At 52.3% G+C, this 20,100-nt stretch carries 18 protein-coding genes and 1 pseudogene; 6 read left to right on the top strand and 13 right to left on the bottom strand.

Annotated features, from left to right (window positions below; translation table 11 throughout):
* A complete protein-coding gene (locus tag GL2_RS11760) occupies positions 1-591 on the top strand; it encodes a BON domain-containing protein (RefSeq protein ID WP_143730830.1) in 591 nt (196 codons plus the stop codon).
* Positions 592-688: 97 nt separating this feature from the next.
* Here GL2_RS11760 and GL2_RS11755 read toward each other — a convergent pair whose 3' ends face one another.
* Positions 689-1,879, bottom strand: coding sequence for an acetyl-CoA C-acyltransferase (locus GL2_RS11755; protein ID WP_143730829.1), 1,191 nt, complete (start codon positions 1,877-1,879; stop codon positions 689-691).
* A gap of 180 nt (positions 1,880-2,059) precedes the next feature.
* On the opposite strand from GL2_RS11755, the gene GL2_RS11750 reads away from it, so the two are divergent.
* The gene (locus tag GL2_RS11750) at positions 2,060-2,656 is read left to right on the top strand and encodes a LemA family protein (RefSeq protein WP_143730828.1); all 597 of its coding nucleotides are present in this window, start codon (positions 2,060-2,062) and stop codon (positions 2,654-2,656) included.
* A gap of 3 nt (positions 2,657-2,659) precedes the next feature.
* The gene (locus GL2_RS11745; RefSeq protein WP_143730827.1) at positions 2,660-4,564 is read left to right on the top strand and encodes a M48 family metallopeptidase; all 1,905 of its coding nucleotides are present in this window, start codon (positions 2,660-2,662) and stop codon (positions 4,562-4,564) included.
* A gap of 39 nt (positions 4,565-4,603) precedes the next feature.
* On the opposite strand, the gene GL2_RS11740 is transcribed toward GL2_RS11745, so the two are convergent.
* From GL2_RS11740 to zapE, 9 genes and pseudogenes are all read right to left on the bottom strand, one after another.
* The gene (locus GL2_RS11740; protein WP_143730826.1) at positions 4,604-5,221 is read right to left on the bottom strand and encodes a Yip1 family protein; all 618 of its coding nucleotides are present in this window, start codon (positions 5,219-5,221) and stop codon (positions 4,604-4,606) included.
* Between the two features lie 106 nt (positions 5,222-5,327).
* A pseudogene (locus GL2_RS22350) lies at positions 5,328-5,788 on the bottom strand (GGDEF domain-containing protein).
* A gap of 871 nt (positions 5,789-6,659) precedes the next feature.
* Entirely contained in the window at positions 6,660-7,055 is a 396-nt protein-coding gene (locus GL2_RS11725; protein ID WP_143732878.1) for a ClpXP protease specificity-enhancing factor, read from the bottom strand.
* Positions 7,056-7,080: 25 nt separating this feature from the next.
* Positions 7,081-7,707 carry a glutathione S-transferase N-terminal domain-containing protein gene (locus GL2_RS11720; protein ID WP_143730823.1) on the bottom strand — a complete coding sequence of 209 codons (627 nt, stop codon included), beginning with the start codon at positions 7,705-7,707 and terminating at the stop codon, positions 7,081-7,083.
* Positions 7,708-7,814: 107 nt separating this feature from the next.
* Positions 7,815-10,049, bottom strand: a complete 2,235-nt coding sequence (locus tag GL2_RS11715; protein ID WP_143730822.1) for a ubiquinol-cytochrome c reductase — start codon at positions 10,047-10,049, stop codon at positions 7,815-7,817.
* Positions 10,046-10,645: a ubiquinol-cytochrome c reductase iron-sulfur subunit gene (gene petA / locus GL2_RS11710; RefSeq protein WP_143730821.1), complete on the bottom strand. Its 600-nt coding sequence runs from the start codon at positions 10,643-10,645 to the stop codon at positions 10,046-10,048. The genes GL2_RS11715 and petA overlap by 4 nt, the downstream gene beginning before the upstream one ends.
* 301 nt (positions 10,646-10,946) lie before the next feature.
* Positions 10,947-11,339 carry a 30S ribosomal protein S9 gene (rpsI, locus tag GL2_RS11705; protein ID WP_143730820.1) on the bottom strand — a complete coding sequence of 131 codons (393 nt, stop codon included), beginning with the start codon at positions 11,337-11,339 and terminating at the stop codon, positions 10,947-10,949.
* 15 nt (positions 11,340-11,354) lie between these two features.
* Positions 11,355-11,783 carry a 50S ribosomal protein L13 gene (gene rplM, locus GL2_RS11700; RefSeq protein ID WP_143730819.1) on the bottom strand — a complete coding sequence of 143 codons (429 nt, stop codon included), beginning with the start codon at positions 11,781-11,783 and terminating at the stop codon, positions 11,355-11,357.
* Between the two features lie 117 nt (positions 11,784-11,900).
* Complete coding sequence (gene zapE / locus GL2_RS11695) at positions 11,901-13,025, bottom strand: cell division protein ZapE (RefSeq protein WP_143732877.1); 1,125 nt, start codon at positions 13,023-13,025, stop codon at positions 11,901-11,903.
* A gap of 343 nt (positions 13,026-13,368) precedes the next feature.
* Here zapE and GL2_RS11690 point away from each other — a divergent pair, with 343 nt between their 5' ends.
* Entirely contained in the window at positions 13,369-13,809 is a 441-nt protein-coding gene (locus tag GL2_RS11690) for a YhcB family protein (protein ID WP_172621130.1), read from the top strand.
* Positions 13,810-13,886: 77 nt separating this feature from the next.
* Here the strand turns inward: GL2_RS11690 and sat are convergent, their stop codons facing one another.
* A complete protein-coding gene (gene sat / locus GL2_RS11685; protein WP_143730818.1) occupies positions 13,887-15,077 on the bottom strand; it encodes a sulfate adenylyltransferase in 1,191 nt (396 codons plus the stop codon).
* An 839-nt stretch (positions 15,078-15,916) separates the two neighbouring features.
* Here sat and GL2_RS11680 point away from each other — a divergent pair.
* Together GL2_RS11680 and GL2_RS11675 are read left to right on the top strand one after the other, a co-directional pair.
* The gene (locus tag GL2_RS11680) at positions 15,917-17,059 is read left to right on the top strand and encodes a S1C family serine protease (protein ID WP_197736445.1); all 1,143 of its coding nucleotides are present in this window, start codon (positions 15,917-15,919) and stop codon (positions 17,057-17,059) included.
* Positions 17,060-17,077: 18 nt separating this feature from the next.
* Positions 17,078-17,515 carry a nuclear transport factor 2 family protein gene (locus GL2_RS11675; protein ID WP_143730817.1) on the top strand — a complete coding sequence of 146 codons (438 nt, stop codon included), beginning with the start codon at positions 17,078-17,080 and terminating at the stop codon, positions 17,513-17,515.
* A gap of 49 nt (positions 17,516-17,564) precedes the next feature.
* Here the strand turns inward: GL2_RS11675 and GL2_RS11670 are convergent, their stop codons facing one another.
* Both GL2_RS11670 and hisD read right to left on the bottom strand, forming a co-directional pair.
* Positions 17,565-18,728: a hypothetical protein gene (locus tag GL2_RS11670; RefSeq protein WP_143730816.1), complete on the bottom strand. Its 1,164-nt coding sequence runs from the start codon at positions 18,726-18,728 to the stop codon at positions 17,565-17,567.
* Positions 18,729-18,775: 47 nt separating this feature from the next.
* Complete coding sequence (gene hisD / locus GL2_RS11665) at positions 18,776-20,083, bottom strand: histidinol dehydrogenase (protein WP_143730815.1); 1,308 nt, start codon at positions 20,081-20,083, stop codon at positions 18,776-18,778.
* Positions 20,084-20,100 lie beyond the last annotated feature (17 nt).

Here is a 20,100-nt window from a genome sequence, read left to right as displayed (position 1 = left end):
ATGAAAAAAAAACTATCGACTGTTGGAATACACATCCTGGCTGCACTCGCCATCACTGCCCTGCTTGGCGGCTGCAGTACAGTTATGGAGGCCACTCATGATGGCCCCATCCAGCAAGACCCGGGCAAACGTTCTTTCGGCACCTATATCGATGACGAGAGAATCGAAACCATTGTCACGGTCAATATCAATAAGGCGCACCCCGACCTCAAAGCATCGAATGTTGATGTCACCTCCTTCAATGGCGTAGTGCTGCTCACAGGCCAAGTACCTGATCAGGAGCTGCGTATGCTCGCCGGACGCACCGCTGAACAAGTGCAGAATGTACGCCAGGTTTACAATGAGACCCAGGTGCGAGGAAAAGTCACCATACTCGCCTCCACCAGCGATGCCTGGCTGACGACCAAAGTCAAAACCAACCTGCTCGCCAACAAGGAAATCAATGGGGGCCGCATCAAAGTGGTTACCGAGAATGGTGTGGTCTACCTGATGGGACTACTGACTCCGGCTGAAGCGGAACGCGCGGCGGATGCAACCCGATCAATTGGCGGAGTACAGAAAGTAGTGAAAGCCGTAGAGTACATTAACTGAGACACTAAATACTGACTCTCCAGGCAACCTATTAATAAACCAATAAAAAACGGAGGCAAAGCCTCCGTTTTTTATTGGTAAAACACCAACGGGGAAGTTAAGGGCGCTCGATAGCAACCGCTGTAGCTTCGCCCCCGCCAATGCACAGACTGGCAACTCCCTTCTTCACATCGCGTTTCTCCATCGCTGCCAGCAGTGTGGTCAGGATACGTGCACCACTGGCACCCAGTGGGTGCCCCAAGGCACAGGCACCGCCGTTCACATTGACCTTGTTCCATGGCAGATCCAGCTCTCGCATGGCCGCCATGGTCACCACGGCGAAAGCCTCATTGATCTCAAACAGGTCCACATCGGCAGCTGACCAGCCGGCATTTTCCAACAACTTATGCATAGCGCCTACTGGGGCAATCGTGAACCACTCGGGCTCGCGGGCAAACTGGGCCTGCCCCTTGATAACTGCCAGCACTTTGAGGCCGCGCTTTTCCGCCTCACTCCTGCGCATCAGCACCAATGCTGCTGCGCCATCGGAAATGGAGCTGGAGTTGGCTGCGGTCACAGTGCCATCCTTTCTGAACGCCGGCTTCAGCTGCGGGATTTTATCCGGACGGGCACTACCAGGAGCCTCATCCACGCTGACCACGACCTCTCCACGACGGGAAGCCATGGTCACCGGAGTAATTTCACGGGCAAAATCACCGCTTTCAATTGCCGCCTGGGCACGCGCCAGGGATTCCAGGGCGAAAGCATCCTGCTCTTCACGGGTAAACGCATACTTGTCGGCGGTGCCCTCGGCAAAGGTGCCCATCAACTTGCCATCTTCAGCATTCTCAAGTCCATCGAGGAACATGGAGTCCTTAACCTCAGCATGGCCCAGGCGCATACCTGACCGAGCCTTGGGCAACAGGTAAGGGGCGTTACTCATGCTTTCCATACCACCGGCGACAATAACCTTGCCTTCCCCCAACAACAGTGCATCGCGGGCCATCATTACGGTCTTCATACCCGAGCCACACACCTTATTGACGGTGGTACAGGGAGTACTGCTGGGAATACCCGCCCCCAGAGATGCCTGGCGCGCAGGCGCCTGACCTACACCGGCGGGAAGCACGCAACCCATCAGGACTTCATCGACATCTGCGGGAGCCACACCGGCATCCTCCAATGCTGCGCGAATTGCTGCAGCGCCCAGCTTCGGGGCACTCAGTGCCGACAAGCTACCCTGCATAGCGCCCATTGGGGTACGCGCCATTCCGACGATCACTACAGGATCTGAAGTTACATCACTCATTCTGTCTGCTCCCAGTTCTGCACCGCCATTCCTGTTGTGGCGGCAATTGTTTTTTAGTCGCCGCATTATAGCCGAAGCACTACCCTGCTCCACCAGCGCCAGTTTCACTACCGCCGTCGCCTCATCAAGGGAGCGTGTTACTATCGACGCCAAGGATAAGAAGAATTGGCGAGGGAGTTTATGGAGATATCAAGCATCGTCGCGCTGGTGGTTGTTGCCGTGCTTTTATTTTATGGAATAGGGATTTACAACAAACTGGTTTCCCTGAAAAACCGCAACGAGAATGCTTTTGCACAGATAGAAGTACAGCTGAAGCGGCGCCACGACCTGATTCCCAATCTGGTGGAAACCGCTCAAGGTTACCTGAAGCATGAGCGGGAAACCCTCGAAGCGGTAACAAGTGCACGCAACACTGCCATCAGTGACCTCAAAGCGGCCGCATCCAACCCCTCGAGCGCCAGCGCCATCGACAAGCTGGGCCGAGCAGAGAGCACCCTAAGCGGAGCCCTGGGGCGCTTTAATGCGGTTATGGAGGCCTACCCGGACCTGAAGGCCAACCAGAATATGATGCAACTTAACGAAGAGCTGAGTAGCACAGAAAACAAGGTCGCTTTTGCCCGGCAGGCATTTAACGACTCGGTGACAAGCTACAACATCTATAAACAGAGCTTTCCCCCAGTAATACTGGCCGGTGTTTTTGGACATCGTGCCGATGCCCAACTGTTGGAATTTGCTGACTCCGAGGCCATTCAGGTTGCCCCTCGTATTGAGTTTTAAACGATGAATTTCTTTGAGTATCAGGACCGTGCCAAGCGCAATAGCGGCCTACTTGTGGGGTTATTTGCCCTGGCGGTAGTCCTATTAATCGGCCTCACCACAATGGTCGCCGCTGCCGCAGTCTCTCTCTCCCGCGGCCAGGCTTTCTCTCCTACCGACATTGATCAACTGCTCGGCTGGCAAACTGTAATCTCAATCGCCCTAACCATCGCTGCAGTTGTCACCCTGGGCAGCCTGTACAAGCTACACCAGCTCAGCGCCGGCGGCAGCGCAGTAGCCGAATCGCTGGGCGGGCGCAAACTCAACCTTGCACCGCAGAATCCTGGCGAGCGACGCGCCCTGAATGTGGTTGAGGAGATGGCAATTGCTTCGGGCACACCTGTGCCAGATGTTTACCTGATCGAAGATGAGGCTATCAATGCATTCGCCGCTGGCTCCAAATCCACCGATGCAGTGATCGGCCTCACCCGTGGCTGTGTTGAAAAACTTAACAGGGATGAGTTGCAGGGTGTAGTGGCACATGAATTCAGCCATATCCTGAATGGCGATATGGGTTTGAATCTTCGTATTGTGGGGCTGTTGAACGGTATCCTGATCATTGGTCTGCTCGGCCATTGGCTGGTACGCGGAGTTTACCTTGGCGAGCGCGACAGCCGAGGGCGCGCCGCACTGTTTGGGCTCGGTGCCGCATTGATGGTCGTGGGCTATACCGGGACTTTTTTGGGCAACCTGATTAAATCCGCAGTTAGCCGCCAAAGAGAATTCCTTGCAGACGCCTCCGCCGTGCAATTTACCCGTGACAATATCGGCATCGCCAGTGCCCTGAAAAAAATCGGTGGCTATGGTTCCAGCTCGACACTGGCCAGCGGCAAGGCAGCGGAATACAACCATATGTTTTTTGCCAGCGGCCTGAAGCGCTCTTTGTTTAACCTCTTTGCTACTCACCCGCCGCTGGCAGATCGCATAACCCGCCTTGACCCCGGGTGGAACGGTCTCTACCGCGATACCTGTGCCGGGACCTCCACTTCACAGCCACAAACCCTGCGACCTAGTGCCCCAGCACCGCTTTCCGCTGTCACACAATCTACCCCATTTCAGGTTGCCCTGGACGCTGTTGATAACAGCATTGCCAACCCGAGCGAGCAACAGGTGCAATACGGCTTCCAACTACTTCAGTCCATCCCTGCCAGTATTCAACAGGCTGCGCACGAACCCTTCACCGCGCGCGCACTGGTTTATCACTTGCTGCTGCACAAAGAGCCCTCCGAGCGACAGGCCCAGCGCCTGTTGCTGAATAATATTGCCCACCCGGCAGTGGTGCGCGAGATGCAAAAAATAGAAGCACAGTTGGAGAGTCTTCCCAACAGTGCGCGTCTGGCCTTACTCGATCTCTGCGTTCCCGCCCTGCGTGCGCTGGTCCCACAGCAATACCAGATTTTCAAGAGAAACCTGATCAAATTACTGCACAGCGATGGAAAGATTGAGATTTGGGAGTGGGCCCTGTACCGGGTATTGATGCATGCACTGGAGGGCACTCCTGATCGTCAGCGCCTCTCCAACAAAAAGGGCGCCAGTAAAGATGCCAGCCGCTTTCTTCTCGCCGCTATCGCCCATTCAGGTAATAGCGATTACCTGCCGGCGAAACGTGCTTACGAGCAGGGGCTTAAGGCATTGGGGATGGAGGCTACACCGCTGCCTAGCCACAAGGACATCAATTTACCGAGGCTGGACAAAGCTATCGCTATTGCCGGCCAAATGAAGCCACTGGTAAAACCTCTACTGCTGAAAGCGATGGTATTCACTTTAAGTCATAACGGTGTGATTAAAGCAGAGGAAATTGAATTGCTGCGAGCCGTGGCCGATAGCCTGGATTGCCCAATGCCACCGCTACTGCCCGTGCGTAAGTAAAGTAGTTTCCGTGAAAAAAAGCCTGCAATGCGGACTTTTTTATGCCTGCTGATATACAGGCCCTATTCCCACACTCCATAAAATCACGGATGTGATCAGTACAGTAACCATCATGACCAGTGCTACAGTCAGCACCGCACAGGCATAGAGAAAAGCCCGCTCCTTATTCATTTTCATCAAAATCGGAATACCAGCAAACACCAAGTAAATGGAGTAGATCCCGGCAATTCCCACTGCAGCCATAGTGAGCCAAGGGTGAGGGAATAAAACCACAATACTGGCGAGGAAAATCGGCGTAGAGATAAAAACTGCAAGCGCTGTGCCCTCATAATGCCGAGTAGGCTCATCTCCTTCGACACCGTAAGATCTGGCCATCCAGTTAATAAACTCCCCCAGGCAATACACGCCTGCCAACAGCGCGAAGTATGTAACTATCGACAAAACTGCCGCGCTCTCCGGGGTTAATTTAGCCAGATGCCCACCCACTTCGAACCCGACTCGGGTGACACCGAAATAGCCGGCAACCGTTGGAATCAGGGCAAGAAACGGAACATGAGTCAGGAAAACCTGGAAAAATGAATGGCGATCCGCCCGTATGGCTTTCCACTCTTTTTCCGGATTAGTAAGAATACCAATTGTGTGACTGAGTAATCGCACGCTGAAGCTCCCTTCAATACCCTGCTTTGCAGTATCGGGGGCCGGCGCGAAAATAACCAATGCGAATAAGAAATTAAGCGCCACTTTTAAATCAGGTTGATTTATATCAAGTGTGGACACACAGGCGATTTCGACCGCTCCGCTTCGCCTTATAAAGGGCTTGGTCCGCCACTTTGAGGACAGAATCAGACCTTTTTAGCTGCTTGCTCCGCTGGGCTAAACCGATGCTGACCGTCACCTTTATCTGTTGGCCTGAGCGGCGCTTTAAGCGCCAAAGTTGGCGCCCAGTAACACGCCCTCCTGAACGCATATACATGGGGTAAGTCGCTATTTTCTGCCTTATGAACTCCAGCTGCTTCTCTGCGGATGAGAGGTCACGACCCGGCATCACCAGTGCGAACTCCTCCCCCCATAACGAAATACCTGCCCATTAGCGTACCGGTTGATTTGTGTTGCCACCATACGCAACACCTGATCGCCAACCTGATGCCCAAAGCGATCATTCAGTTTCTTGAAATAATCCACATCAATCATGGCAATACAGTAGTGCCGACTTGGAGTAAGCATCTGATAGCGAAAAGCCCGTCGGGAGCACACTCCAGTCAGCTCATCTCGGAAAGCCAACTCATAGCTACTTCCCAGCAGTGAAACAATAAGAAGGAAACCCGCCACAGACATCAGAGGGATCAGGGGAATACCACTCCAAACCCCATAAAGTATTAACAAGTTGCAACTAAACAGACCCACAGCAGTGGGGACTGGGTAAAGAGCCACCAGCGCCAAAGCACCAACCGAAGCTGCCACACTTAGCAGAAGAGGCAGTGAAGGGGATAATTGTTCAAAGACTAACGGCCAGGCAGGTATATGCTGAAGTGAGAATTTATGTGTCAGAGGTCCACAGCATTCCTGCAACCAGAAAAGGCCCGCTCCCTGCACGAGCAGCACCAACAACCAAACAAAACCAAAATAACTCCAAACACTGCGATCGCGACTGCAGCTAAACAGCATCAGGTTAAGGCTTATCAACCCCAGATAGAGGGATTGGTCTTGCTCCTGGCCAGAAAATAAATCTAACCTGGCGAACCCATAAAAAATCATCAGTAGAATTGCAGCCAGGGCAACTCTACTTGAACGGAAGAAAAAGCTGAGTAGCAGGGCAGCGCCTAACAGAAGAATGGGCAAATTGAAGTTGTTTAAGAAGGCCAGATCAAGCCACGGTAATTTTTGGGCAAGCGGCAAAACCAGGAGCAGCCCAGGTAACCAGCTATAGCGTAGCCATTGCAAATACGACGGCATAACGAGTTGAGAGCAAGAAGTAACTGCCCATTGTACGCGCTTGTCACCAGTGCGATCCCAGACAGAGCGCACAAAAGCAGAAATCGATAGGAGTCAGGGAGAAAAAAGGGAGCAGAACTGCCCCCTGAAAAAATTGGTGGACTTACTTCACAACTCGCAATGCGGGCTTTTTCACAGACTTCTTACCCAGACTGGTGGGTGGGGTAGGCTCTGGAGGCTCCGGAGTCTCCTCCGCCTCGAATACCATGCCCTGGCCGTTTTCACGGGCATAAATTCCGACAACAGCACCAACTGGCACTTGAATATCAGTGGGAACCCCGCCAAACCGCGCATTAAACCGGATCGCATAGTTATCCATGGTGAGACCTGCGACAGCACTCTCAGAGACGTTCAGCACTATCTGGCCGTCATCATTCACATGCTGCTGTGGTACAAGCACCCCGGAAAGGTGCGTATCGACAAGAATATAGGGAGTGCACCGGTTATCGGTAATCCACTCGTAGAACGCCCGCAAAATATAGGGGCGATTGGATGTCATGTCCGGCTTACTCACCTAATTATCCTCAACGCATTTCCCGTTCATACTCGGTAAGACTTTGCTGGAAGGCTTCGCGAGCAAACAGGCGATCCATATAGTCCAGCAATGGCTTCACCTGTTTGGTCTTCGGCAGACTGATTTCAAACTGCTCGAGACGCCACAGCAGCGGAGCCATACAACAATCCACCAGAGAGAACTCTTCATTGAAGAAATACGGCAGTTCAGTAAACATAGGCGCTATGCCAACAAAACTATCACGCAGTTCCTTACGAGCGGAAGCTACATCCTTACCACCAGCAAGAATCTTATCTACCAGTGGGCACCAGTCACGTTCGATGCGGTGCATGATCTGGCGACTCTGAGCGCGGGCAACCGGATAGACTGGCAGCAGCGGTGGGTGCGGAAAACGCTCATCCAGGTATTCCATCATGACCTTGGTTTCAAAAAGCACCAGATCGCGATCAACCAAGGTAGGTAGCGAATTGTAAGGGTTGAGGTCAGCGAGCTCGGCAGGTTTATCATCCGAGTCCACATCTATGATTTCTACGGACACCCCTTTCTCGGCAAGCACAATACGCACTCGATGGCTGTAATGGCTGCGACCATCAGAGAAGAAGGTCATAGAGGAGCGCTTGTTGGTAGGCACACCCATGTTCAAACTACCTCAAACTTGTTGGTCGGCAAACGCCGACCTTTTATTCAAAATATAAAAGGGCGGCAGAGTTACCCCACCACCCATCAAAGAAAAACCTGCGAATCTTAGTGGTGTATGTCTTTCCAGTACTCGCGGTTCAGCAGCCAGGCGAAGATAAAGAATACAAAAATAAACGCCAACACATAGAAGCCAATGCGCTTGCGGTCTTCGGCCATAGGCTCTGCAATGTACTCCATAAAGTTAACCAGGTCATACATAGCCTGATCAAACTCTTCAGGATTCATGGAGCCCTTCACACTGCCGACCTTCAGGCTACCACAATTAGCGTCCATTATCGGATTACCCAACTCATCGCGGACAATTTTACCGTGGTCGCGCTTGGGGCCAGGGGCACACTCGGGCAATCCCTGCAGCTCCATCAATACATGCGGCATGGCTACACTGGGGAATACCAGGTTATTTACCCCTGTAGCACGACTGTCATCCTTGTAGAAACTGCGGAGGTAAGTGTAGAGCCATTCTGGTGAGCGAGAGCGGGCAACCAGTGTCAGGTCGGGCGGCGCGGCACCAAACCACACTTTGGAGTCATCCGGACGCATGGAGATCTCCATCAGGTTACCGATCTTGTCATTCCCCAAGATCAGATTCTCCATCATCAACTCTTTCGGGATATCCAGGTCAGTGGAAACACGCTCCCAACGGGAATAGTTGGCACTGTGGCAGCCCATGCAATAGTTAACGAAGTACTTGGCACCACGCTGCAGGGAAGGCTTATCCTGAAGGTCGATATTGATGTGATCCAGCTCAACACTGGACTCAGCACCCACCGCCTTGATCGGGATAAAGGTCAGCAGAGCAACAACAACAATACCGATAAACAGAATACCAAAGGTCTTACCACCAGATGGGCTGGTTACACGCTCGGGTTCCGGGTACACCTCATCGCGACTGGTAATCCAGGGCAACGCGGCAAAGAAAGCAGCAAGCAACAGAGCCGAAATACCCACAAAAGTATTTACAAATCCGTTTTTCTCTGGATCTTCATTACCAAAAGTAAAGTTTGCGAATGCCATCCATAGGAACAGTACACCAAAACCAATACTTACTACCCAGGAACCAATACCTTTACGGCTCTTCGGATTGGTCCAAACCGGCATGGTCAGGAAGAAAGCGAAGTAGAACAGAGTAGCCAACTGGGACAGGAAGTTACGATCTGGAGTTGGGGATTTAACACCCAGGTAACCCAGGATGATAAATACCGCAGCAAACAGGAGTAACAGACCTTTGGGCAGCCAGCCCTTATAACGGATCGAGCGTACCGGACTCTTATCCAGCCACGGTAGTACAAACAGCACCGCAATAGCAGCACCCATAGCTACCAGGCCAAGGAACTTAGCTGTAAGCGGACCAATGTCCATGGTTACAGCACGCAAAATGGCATAGAAAGGCGTAAAGTACCAAACCGGAGCGATATGTGGTGGTGTCTTCAGGGGGTTCGCTTCTTCGAAGTTAGCGTACTCCAGGAAGAATCCGCCCATCTCAGGGAAGAAGAACACCACGGTCGCGAAGATAAACAGGAAGACCGCAATACCCACCAGGTCGTGGACCGAGTAGTAGGGGTGGAAAGCAATTCCATCTTTGGGAATGCCATTCTCATCCTTGTTCTTTTTAATCTCGATACCGTCAGGGTTATTGGAGCCCACTTCATGCAGCGCAAGAATATGCAACACTACCAACAGCACCAATACCAGCGGCAGAGCGATTACGTGCAAGGAGAAGAAACGGGTAAGGGTAATACCGGAAATCAGGTAGTCACCACGAATCCACTCTACCAAGCTGTCGCCAATACCGGGAATTGCCCCAAATAGAGATACAATTACCTGCGCACCCCAGTAGGACATCTGCCCCCAGGGCAGTACGTAGCCCATAAAGGCTTCGGCCATCAGCACCAGGTAGATGCACATCCCGAAGATCCATACCAGCTCGCGTGGAGGCTTATAAGAGCCGTACATCAAGCCGCGGAACATATGCAGGTAGACCACCACGAAAAACGCCGAAGCGCCTGTCGAGTGCAGATAGCGTATCAGCCAGCCCCACTCCACATCACGCATGATGTATTCAACGGAAGCAAAGGCTCCTTCGGCCGATGGGTTAAAGCTCATAACCAGCCAAATGCCGGTCAGCAGCTGGTTAACCAGCACGAGCAGGGAAAAAACACCAAAGAAGTACCAGAGGTTAAAGTTTTTGGGCGCATAGTACTTGCCCATGTGTTTGTCCCAGGCCTGGTAGATCGGCAAGCGCTGATCTACCCAGTCACCGAAATCTGCTAGCCATTTCATGCAGTGCCCTCCTGGTCTACACCAATCACGATTACCTCATCGCTTTCATAGGAATAAGGCGGAACTTCCAGATTGGTAGGCGCGGGGACACCGGTATAAACGCGTCCAGCCATATCGTATTTTGATCCATGACATGGGCAGAAGAAGCCACCCATCCACTCTGCTCCCCCCAAATCTGCGGCGCCCACTTCCGGGCGGTACATAGGTGCACAACCGAGGTGGGTACACAAACCAACCAGAACTAACAGCTTCGGTTTGATAGAACGGTTTTCCGGATCTACATAAGCCGGCTGGATGGACTCCTCGGAATTGGGGTCGCGCAGCAATGGCTCCACCTTTTCCAGGTCTTGCAGTATCTCGTCTGTACGACGCACTACATACACCGGCTTGCCTCGCCACTCGACAGTGACCATCTGGCCCGGCTCAAGTTTGCTAACATTGTATTTAACCGGAGCGCCCGCGGCCTTTGCCTTGGCACTCGGATTCCAGGAAGCGACGAAGGGCACGGCCACCCCAACCGCACCCGCACCACCGACAACAGAGGTGGCAGCGGTTAAAAAACGGCGCCGTCCTACATTTACACCGTCATCACTCATGACGTAGTTCTCCCATCACAGCGACTCCGGACACACCGGAGATGCTGGCCCAAACCCAAAAAGTCTTGAAAGAAGTCCCGCTCCGGCAGATTGCCTGCGCGAATAAACCCCACAAATCAAGCGGATACAAATCCGCGCAATGTTAAAGAAAATGCCAATTTGATACAAGGCAAAGACACGGGGAACGTCGGGAATTGCGCGGCGAAACAGCGAGAAATCGAGCAAAGTCGTATGAGAACAGCTCGATACACACAGCGCCGGAAATAAAAAAGCCCGGCAGATGCCGGGCCAAAAAGAAAGCTTAACGCTTGGAGAACTGCGGCTTCTTACGCGCTTTGCGCAGACCCACTTTCTTGCGCTCAACCTCGCGAGCATCGCGGGTAACATAACCCGCAGCACGCAGCGGTTGACGCAGCGCTTCGTCATATTGCATCAAGGCGCGCGTCAGGCCGTGACGGATAGCGCCCGCCTGACCAAAAGAACCACCGCCCTTTACAGTTACAGTGATGTCGAATTTTTCGACCATATCGGCTCTTTCCAGCGGCTGACGCACGATCATGCGAGCCACCTGGCGACCGAAGTATTCATCCAGGGTACGGCCATTCACGCTGATCTTGCCTTCACCCGGTACGATAAATACGCGAGCGGTAGAGGTCTTGCGGCGGCCGGTACCGTAGTATTGAGTAGTTGCCATCAGATTTATTCCCGTTTAGATCGCCAGTTCAGTCGGCTGTTGAGCCGTGTGAGGATGTTCACTACCGCTGTATACTTTCAGCTTCTTGAACATGGCGCGACCCAGAGGACCCTTCGGCAGCATACCTTTAACGGCGCTTTGGATGGTGCGCTCTGGCGCTTTCTCGATCAACTTTTCAAAGCTGATGGACTTGAGACCACCGGGATAGCCTGAGTGGCTGTGGTAGATCTTGTCTTTGGCCTTATTGCCGGTCACGCGAACCTTCTCAGCATTGATTACAACGATGTAATCACCAGTGTCCACGTGGGGCGTGTATTCAGGCTTGTGCTTGCCGCGCAGGCGGTGGGCGATCTCGGCAGAAATACGGCCGAGGGTCTTGTCCGCAGCGTCAACAATGAACCAGTCGCGTTTTACCGCTTCTGGCTTGGCACTGTATGTCTTCATGTTATAAACACCTGTAATATGACCCCCTAACTCAGGGGCCGTCCCACAAAAGAGCGCGGATAGTACAAAACGAGTGCTCGCTTTTCAAGCGATTTCTCGCGCCCCCTCAAACCGTTGCTAATCGGGGCGATGCGCCCTTTCCAGGTACTCGCGAGACTGCATCTCCAGCAAGCGACTGACTGTACGTTCAAACTCAAACTGCAATTGGCGTCCGCCATAAAGCTGATCCGCAGGCACCTCCGCTGAAACCACCAACTTGACACAGCGATCGTAGAATTCATCTACCAAATTAATAAAACGCCGCGCCTGGGCATCCATCCTTTCATCAAACCTGGGAACGGCTGCGAGCAGCACGGTCTGGAACTCTCGGGCCAATTCGATATAGTCATTCTGTGAGCGCGGCCCATCACAGAGGTCGGTAAAGCTAAACCAAGCCACATCATCCGCCACCTTAAGTGCGCGAATAGGGCGCCCCTCCACCTGTAAATTCACATCACTACGAACCTCACAACCATCCACACTCAGCTGAGTAAAGCTGTGAGACAGGTTCACATCCGCCGCTTCATCCAAAGGCGCATGATAAAGCTCTAGCAGCTCAAGGGTTCGCAGGCGGTAGTCGGTGCCCCCGTCAACATTCACCACCTTGGTATGGCACTCAAGGAGTGCGATAGCCGGCAGAAAGCGCGCTCTCTGCAGGCCATCCTTATAAAGGCCCTCCGGCTCGATATTGGAGGTGGCCACTAAAGCCACCCCGCGGCGAAACAGCGCCTCCAGTAAACCAGCCAGAATCATGGCATCGGCGATATCGGAGACAAAAAATTCATCGAAGCAAAGCACCTGGGCCCGACCTGCAATCTTCTCGGCCACTTTTTCCAGCGGGTTCTTCTCACCGGCATACTGCTTCAAATCTCCATGCACTTGCCGCATAAAGCGATGAAAATGGGTGCGCTGTTTCTTGGCAAAAGGCAGGGACTCATAAAACGCATCCATCAGATAGGTCTTACCGCGCCCCACCCCACCCCAAAAATACAGGCCCCGTTCGGGGACAGCGTCGGCCCCGCGCAGACGAGTGAGAAGATTTCCGATAACACCCTTCCCTGCTTTCGCAACCAGGCGCTGATGCAAGTCCTGTAACTCCTGCACCGCCGCTCTCTGTGACGCGTCTTCAATGAAGTCAGGGCGCTGCAGGTCACTCTCATAACGCTCAACAGGGGTAAGAAATGGCGGATTGGCAGGGGGCATAGAGGAAAATATCTTCAACAACTGGATTACTGGCGCGCACTCTATCAAATTCAGCATAGAACCGCCTAGCTCATAGAATGGCCACCCAAATCCCTCCCCAGTCCAGACAACCCTGTACAATTCGCCAGGTGCCAGCGGAAATTCGGAACCGCAGACAAACCTGCGTGTCGCAACTTACCAACAGTGTTAATTGTCAGGTTAATAATCGCGTATACTGGGCCCACTAACATGGGGCTGATAGTCACTTGAGGGGGACTATCCGAGGCATGGGCAGTACCACTACTGCCCCAGCATCCATCGCGGATCGTCAGTGCCATATAAAAGCAAGTTGAGGAGGTAGTAAGTGCACTCTACATCGGTATTAATTCTAGTCGGCATCTTAGGTATGACCCTGGGCGCACTGCTGGCATTCCTCGCGGTTCGCGGGCGCACCAGCGTGGGCCGCTCCCAGGAGCTCGAGCAACGCCTGCGGGAAGCCAATAACAAAATGGAAGACTTCCAACTCCAGGTTAACGAGCACTTCGACCAGACATCTCAACTGGTTCACAACCTTACCGAGAGCTATAAGGAAATTCACGAATACCTTTCCAATAGCGCCTTGCGCCTCTCTAATCAGGATATCGGTCGGCAAATGCTTGAGGCTGGTAGCGGAAAACTGAAAGAAGACGATCAGCAGCTTCAGGAAATGGAGCCGCCGCGGGACTGGGCACCCAAAGAGCCCGGCGCCAAAGGCACCTTGGCCGAGGACTATGGCCTGGAAAAAGAAGCGCATGCTGGCAACTAAACCCGCTCACCCACAATAACTTGAGCGGTAAAACATAAGAAAAAAGGCGGGAAATCCCGCCTTTTTTGTTGAGGCCGTTACAGACTCTGGTAGTAGTCCATCAGAATCTGGGCCACTTCAGGGCGGGAGAACTCTGGAGGTGGAGCAACACCATCGCCCAGCATCTCGCGCACCTTGGTGCCTGACAACAGGATAAAGTCCTCCTTTGTATGATCCGGCACATCTCGCATCATCACTACCTTGTTTAGCTTCTTCGAGTAGGCGGTATGGTCCGCACGGAAGATCTCAATTTCCAATGCACCCTCCGGGACCTTTTCATCAAAGATTACCTGAGCATCGAAGGCGCCATAGTAATCACCAACACCGGCGTGATCGCGCCCTACGATCAAGTGGCTACAACCGCAGTTTTGACGGAATACAGCGTGCAATACCGCTTCTCGTGGGCCGGCATACAACATATCGAAACCATAACCCGTGACCATCACGGTATTTGCGGGGAAGTAGGCCTCTACCATTTTCCGAATTGCTGCATCGCGTACCGGGGCCGGTATATCACCGGGCTTTAACTGACCCAGTAGCATATGAATCAGCACCCCATCAGCTTCTACCGCTTCAAGAGCCATTTTGCACAGTTCTTCGTGGGCTCGATGCATCGGGTTACGGGTCTGGAAGGCTACTACTTTGCTCCAACCGCGCTCAGCAAACTCATTGCGGATCTCAACTGCTGTACGGAAGGTATCCGGAAAATCATTCTGGAAATAGCTAAAGTTAAGCACTTCAATCGGGCCAGAAATCAATTTGCGGCCTGCCGACTTAAAGGTGGATACGCCGGGATGCTTCTCATCAAGGGTCCCGAACACCTGCTCGGCCATCCTGTCCATCTGCTCTTCAGTAACGGGCTCGATAGACTCTACATCCATCACCGCCAGTACAGGGTTACCTTCAACATTGGGGTCGCGCAAGGCGATCCGGGAAACCCCCTCAATAGCACTGGTATCCTCAACCATGTTCAGGACAGGTACCGGCCAGAAAAGACCATCAGCGGTGCGCAAGGTCTCAGCCACACTCATGGCATCAGACAGATTCATATAACCGTGCAATGGATTGAAGTAACCAGCACCCAGCATCACCGCATTAGCCGCTGCAGCAGAACTGACCACAATAGAGGGCAGCGACTCTGCTTCGTGCATCAACTGGTGATGTCTTTCACTGTCGTACACAAAACGCGGCTGCAGCTCAACGCTACCATGAGGGCGAACTAGGGACATTCTGGTCTCCAAATACAAAAATTGCCGGTTAGTCTAAAATTTTCAACGGCTATTATACGCACTTGCAAGGATTGACCAATGCCAACCCATCACAGGAGATCTACCTCGTCAATTTTATATTTAAAATCACCTATCGGTACCTCAGATAAAGCAGAGGTCTATAAATATTTGATAACCAGCATTTTCTCAAAGCACAGAAACAACATTTAACCACTCCAAAACACCGATAGTTAAATCATCTCCTTCCACCCCCAAAAACCTACCTAGCCCCCCGGAGGGAGAGTTATACAAATTCAATTTGAACCGCTATTTAAAGTACAAAAATAAGGAATCACCAGCTTTATTGAATGTAAAAAACTGGTAATTAGTATTGAAAAACCCCCAGTTAAGATAACAGAACCACCTATTTTCTTAGGAGGCCTGAGTTCAATAAAGACATGGATCTTTAGCACTACTTAGTACCAGAGGTAAATCTATCGTGTGTTGGAATGGTTTGCCGCCAAACTAAAAGGTAAACGCTTAACAGCTATGCGTAAGCCTTGGGAAAAGCTCAAACTATCGTGCCCACCCTCAAAGTCACCGAACTCCAACCTATATTAAACACAGGCTCCACAAGCCAGAATCTATCGCAAACCATGGTGCCTCGATCGTTTATGTACATAAAGCTTTATCGAAGAAGCTGCAATAATAGACAGTGGACACAGAATCAGATGAGCCATTAAGGCACAAAATAGCCAAGTGCAGATCCCGCTTCCCTTCCCAAAACAGGAAACAACATCCCGCATCCCGGCGATTCCGCTCCGAGACGTGTGTATAATCAGCGCAAAGAGGAGTCGAGAGTGTCCCAAAATCGCTTTATTCAGGACTGGGCCTTACCCATTCTGGTAGGCCTGGCCATGGCGGCCTTGCTGTTAGTTCTATTCCCGCAATTGCGTGGCGCCGCTCCAGCCCCCAAAGAGGGGGAGTGGCAAGGCCCCGTATCCTATGCCCATGCAGTCAATGTTGCAGGACCCGCCGTGGTCAACATTTATACCCGCATGGCCCTGCCTCAGCGGCAGCACCCACTATTCAATGACCCCCTTTTCCGCCGTTTGTTCGACAATATGAATGTTCCCCAGCGGGAAAGAATGCAGTCAAACCTGGGGTCTGGAGTTATCGTTAGCGATAATGGTTACATTCTCACCAATCACCATGTGGTGGATCAAGCTGATGCCATAGTCATTTTATTGGCCGATGGCCGTGAAGCCCAGGCACGAATGGTGGGTAGTGATGCCGACTTTGACTTGGCAGTTTTAAAAGTCGAGCTTGATGGACTCACCTCAATCTCTGTTGGTGAACCACAATCCGCCCAAGTGGGTGACGTCGTTCTGGCTATCGGCAATCCTTTCGGAGTCGGCCAGACTGTCACACAAGGGATTATCAGTGCCAAGGGGCGCCATCTGGAAAACTCAGGAACCGGCAGTCATCTGCAAAACTTCCTGCAGACGGATGCCGCAGTCAACCCTGGCAACTCAGGTGGTGCATTAGTGGATTCCCGCGGCCGACTACTCGGCATCAATACTTCTATCCTCAACCAGTCCGGCTACTCTGGAGGGATCAGTTTTGCGATTCCCGCCAATATTGCCTTTAAAGTAATGCAGGACATTATTGCCTATGGCCGAGTCGTACCGGGCTGGCTCGGAATTGAAGCCAGCGCAATCAGCCCGCAGATGGCAAAAGAGTTCAATCTCACCTCTATAGGTGGGGTGATGATCACCGCTATCTACAATGAAAGCCCCGCGCATAACGCAGGCCTTAAGCCCGGGGATGTTATTACCCATATTGATGCCCTGCCCATTGGAGACGGCAAGCAAGGTGAGGCCACCATGGCTACTCTGCGCCCTGGGGATACAATTTCCATCACTTTTACCCGTGAAGGTGCTTCTCACACGGTGGAAGCAACAGTTTCCGTGAAGCCCGATACGGCAACAACAACTGAGTAACCACTGGAAGGAAGAAAAATGCGTGCAACTATCCTATTCATCCTCCTGTTACTGGCCTCCGGACAGTCCCATGCCGGTGATCGTGAGGAGCTACAAAAACTCCTGCATAGCTTTATTGGTAATGCCGCTGATAGCGTAAAAGCCCATAAACACTTTTGGGCGGAAGATCTTATCTATACGAGCTCTTCTGGCCAACGTTTCGGCAAAAGCCAGATTATGCAGGGGATGGAAAACCCTTCAACTGAACCGGTGACGGTAAGTTATACGGCAGAGGATGTAGATATTCGCTTACTGGGCGATACCGCAGTCATTGCGTTTAAGCTGGTAGCTAATGACACAGCTAAAGTTGAAATCAGCAATTATTTCAACACCGGCACCTTTGTAAAACGAAATGGTAAGTGGCAAGTACTCGCTTGGCAGGCGACAAAGATTCCCAGCAATGGAATAAAAGACTAACCTCCCCTCCGGGGCAGCGGAACCCAGCGGCTACCCCGTTTATTTCTTTTTAGTTGGCAGCTTGTTTCTCACGCCAATTCGCCCGTACCTTTGCCATAAATTGGGACTCACTCGGGACACCTGCCCTGGTAATCAAACCACGTGCAAATGCCTCCACCTCATCCCGGTTTCTCCCCACACCGGCAAATGATGCACGGACCTTGATAAATTTATCTTTTCTTACAAACAAATAAGTGTGAGTATCAAAACGCTCCCCATCAGCTGCCAGGAAATAACCGGAAAGACGTGTTACAGGCGTTGTCTCCCCCTGAACACTCCAAGTTTCAGAAACTTCTTCACCAAGATCTAGCCCCTGCCAGTGCGCCTCCTTTTCGACCAACGCCAACTCCCGCCGAATCCTATCCACTTCGCGAGTTTGCACCGACCGTGGATCCTCCCAGTCCCAATTGGGTATCGGATAAACAAAAACATCCACTGAGTCAAATTGAAATTGGCGATGCACGTAACGGGTCTGAGCACCAAAGAGAGGGTGATTAGCAAGAACTACGGGGTTGCTTACATATTCACCCACTGACTCCGGCAAATTGAGAGTGCGATGATAATCGCTGGCCCCTATCGTTTGATACAAATACTCAGGAGCCATAACCTGGTCCTGCTGCAGTCGAGAGATCAGCTCCGATGCAATTGACTTGGCAAGATCCTGTTCGGCCTGCCCGAGCGGGGTAAGTAAGCTTACCCTTGAGGTAAATGGGACTTCAAACTGGTAGCGCCTTAAGGGCAACCCATGCCATGTGAGTGTTGCATCGATATGGATATCCTGAGTAGTACTTAAAGGCGCCAGCATCATAGTTGCGCCTGCAATAACTGCTTCGCCGATATCCTCAACACCCTCCTCCATATATCCGGCCGAAGCAATCAGCAACTGGTAGGCAACCTCATCATCTCCCAATCGAACCAAATCAAAGATATCCGAGCCCTGTAGCTCCCGGTGAAGTTCCCGGTAATCAACAACATCGAACTGGCAGTGCTTGAGCAGAGACTCGCTGGCAAAATTATTACAACTTTGTTCAAAGTCCGCTTCTGGAATCTTGGCAAACAGTGTAAGAGGAGGCAGGCTTTGCTTGTCCTGTTTATATTCAGCAAGCACGAATTCATTGGTTGTCGCACAACTGACGACCAGTAGTGCGACAAAGCACAGAAGAGCTTTTTTCATCTTATGCCTTCCGGGAAGCAGTTTTCGCAAGGAAGCTGGCTGGATATCTAGCGCTTTACCCGAAAATCGGCAGAGCGCGCATGAGCCTCAAGTCCTTCACCACGAGCAAGGGCAGCGGCTACACGACCGAGCTTATCAGCCCCCTCTGGCGAACAGTAAATGATCGAACTGCGCTTTTGGAAATCATAAACTCCCAACGGAGATGAAAAGCGCGCAGTCCCACTGGTAGGAAGTACATGATTGGGACCAGCACAATAATCTCCCAGCGCCTCAGCAGTATAGCGGCCCAGGAAAATTGCACCGGCGTTGCGGATTTGCGGAAGCAGAGACTCCGGATCAGCAATTGAGACTTCCAGGTGCTCCGGGGCAATCCGATTGGAAATCTCGACTGCTTGCTCCAATGAATCAACCAAAACCAAGGCACCGCGATCAGCGAGAGACCTGGCAGCAATTTGGGCCCGCGGCAATTCCATCAACTGAGACTGCAGGGAGGCTTCTACAGTATCGAGAAACTCAGCATCTGGACACAGCAGGATTGACTGGGCCTGCTCATCGTGCTCGGCCTGGGAAAGGAGATCCATGGCAATCCAGTCCGGATCAGTGGCGCCATCACAAATCACCAATATCTCCGAGGGGCCAGCGATCATATCAATAGCCACATGGCCAAATACCGCTCGCTTGGCGGCGGCGACAAAGATATTACCGGGGCCAACGATCTTATCTACCGCTGGTATCGTCTCAGTACCATAGGCCAGAGCAGCCACCGCCTGGGCCCCACCAATGGTATACAACTGATCCACACCGGCGATTGCCGCAGCTGCCAGAACCAGATCACTAAGCTCTCCCTGTGGAGCAGGCACGACCATAATCACGGAATCAACACCGGCAACTTTTGCCGGAATCGCATTCATCAATACTGAAGAGGGGTAGCTGGCCTTACCACCGGGCACATAAATACCCACTCGCTCCATCGGCGTAATTTGCTGGCCGAGCACAGTGCCATCCGACTCAGTGTAACGCCAGGATTCCTGCCGCTGGTGCCGGTGATATTCGTCTACACGCTGTGCAGCTAGTTCCAGGGCTTCGCGCTCAACGACACTGATACGCTCAAGCGCTTCAGCCAGCGAAGCTGGTCCCAGTGCGAACTCTTCTGCCCGAACCAACTCGCGATGGTCAAACCGATTGGTATAATCGATTACCGCGGCATCGCCGCGACTCCGTACCTGCTGCAGAATCTCGGCAACAGTTGCCTCAACTCCCTGGTTCGCTACAGCCTCCCAGGCAAGCAGTTGCCCCAGCTGTATATCAAAATTCTTATCAATGGCATTCAGCCGGCGGATACTCTTGCTAGTCATGGCTTCCCAAGTTTTTC

Source organism: Microbulbifer sp. GL-2, assembly GCF_007183175.1.
Taxonomy (GTDB): Bacteria; Pseudomonadota; Gammaproteobacteria; order Pseudomonadales; family Cellvibrionaceae; genus Microbulbifer.
Note: the sequence above shows the minus strand (reverse complement) of the source record. Positions and strands in the feature narration are given on the sequence as shown.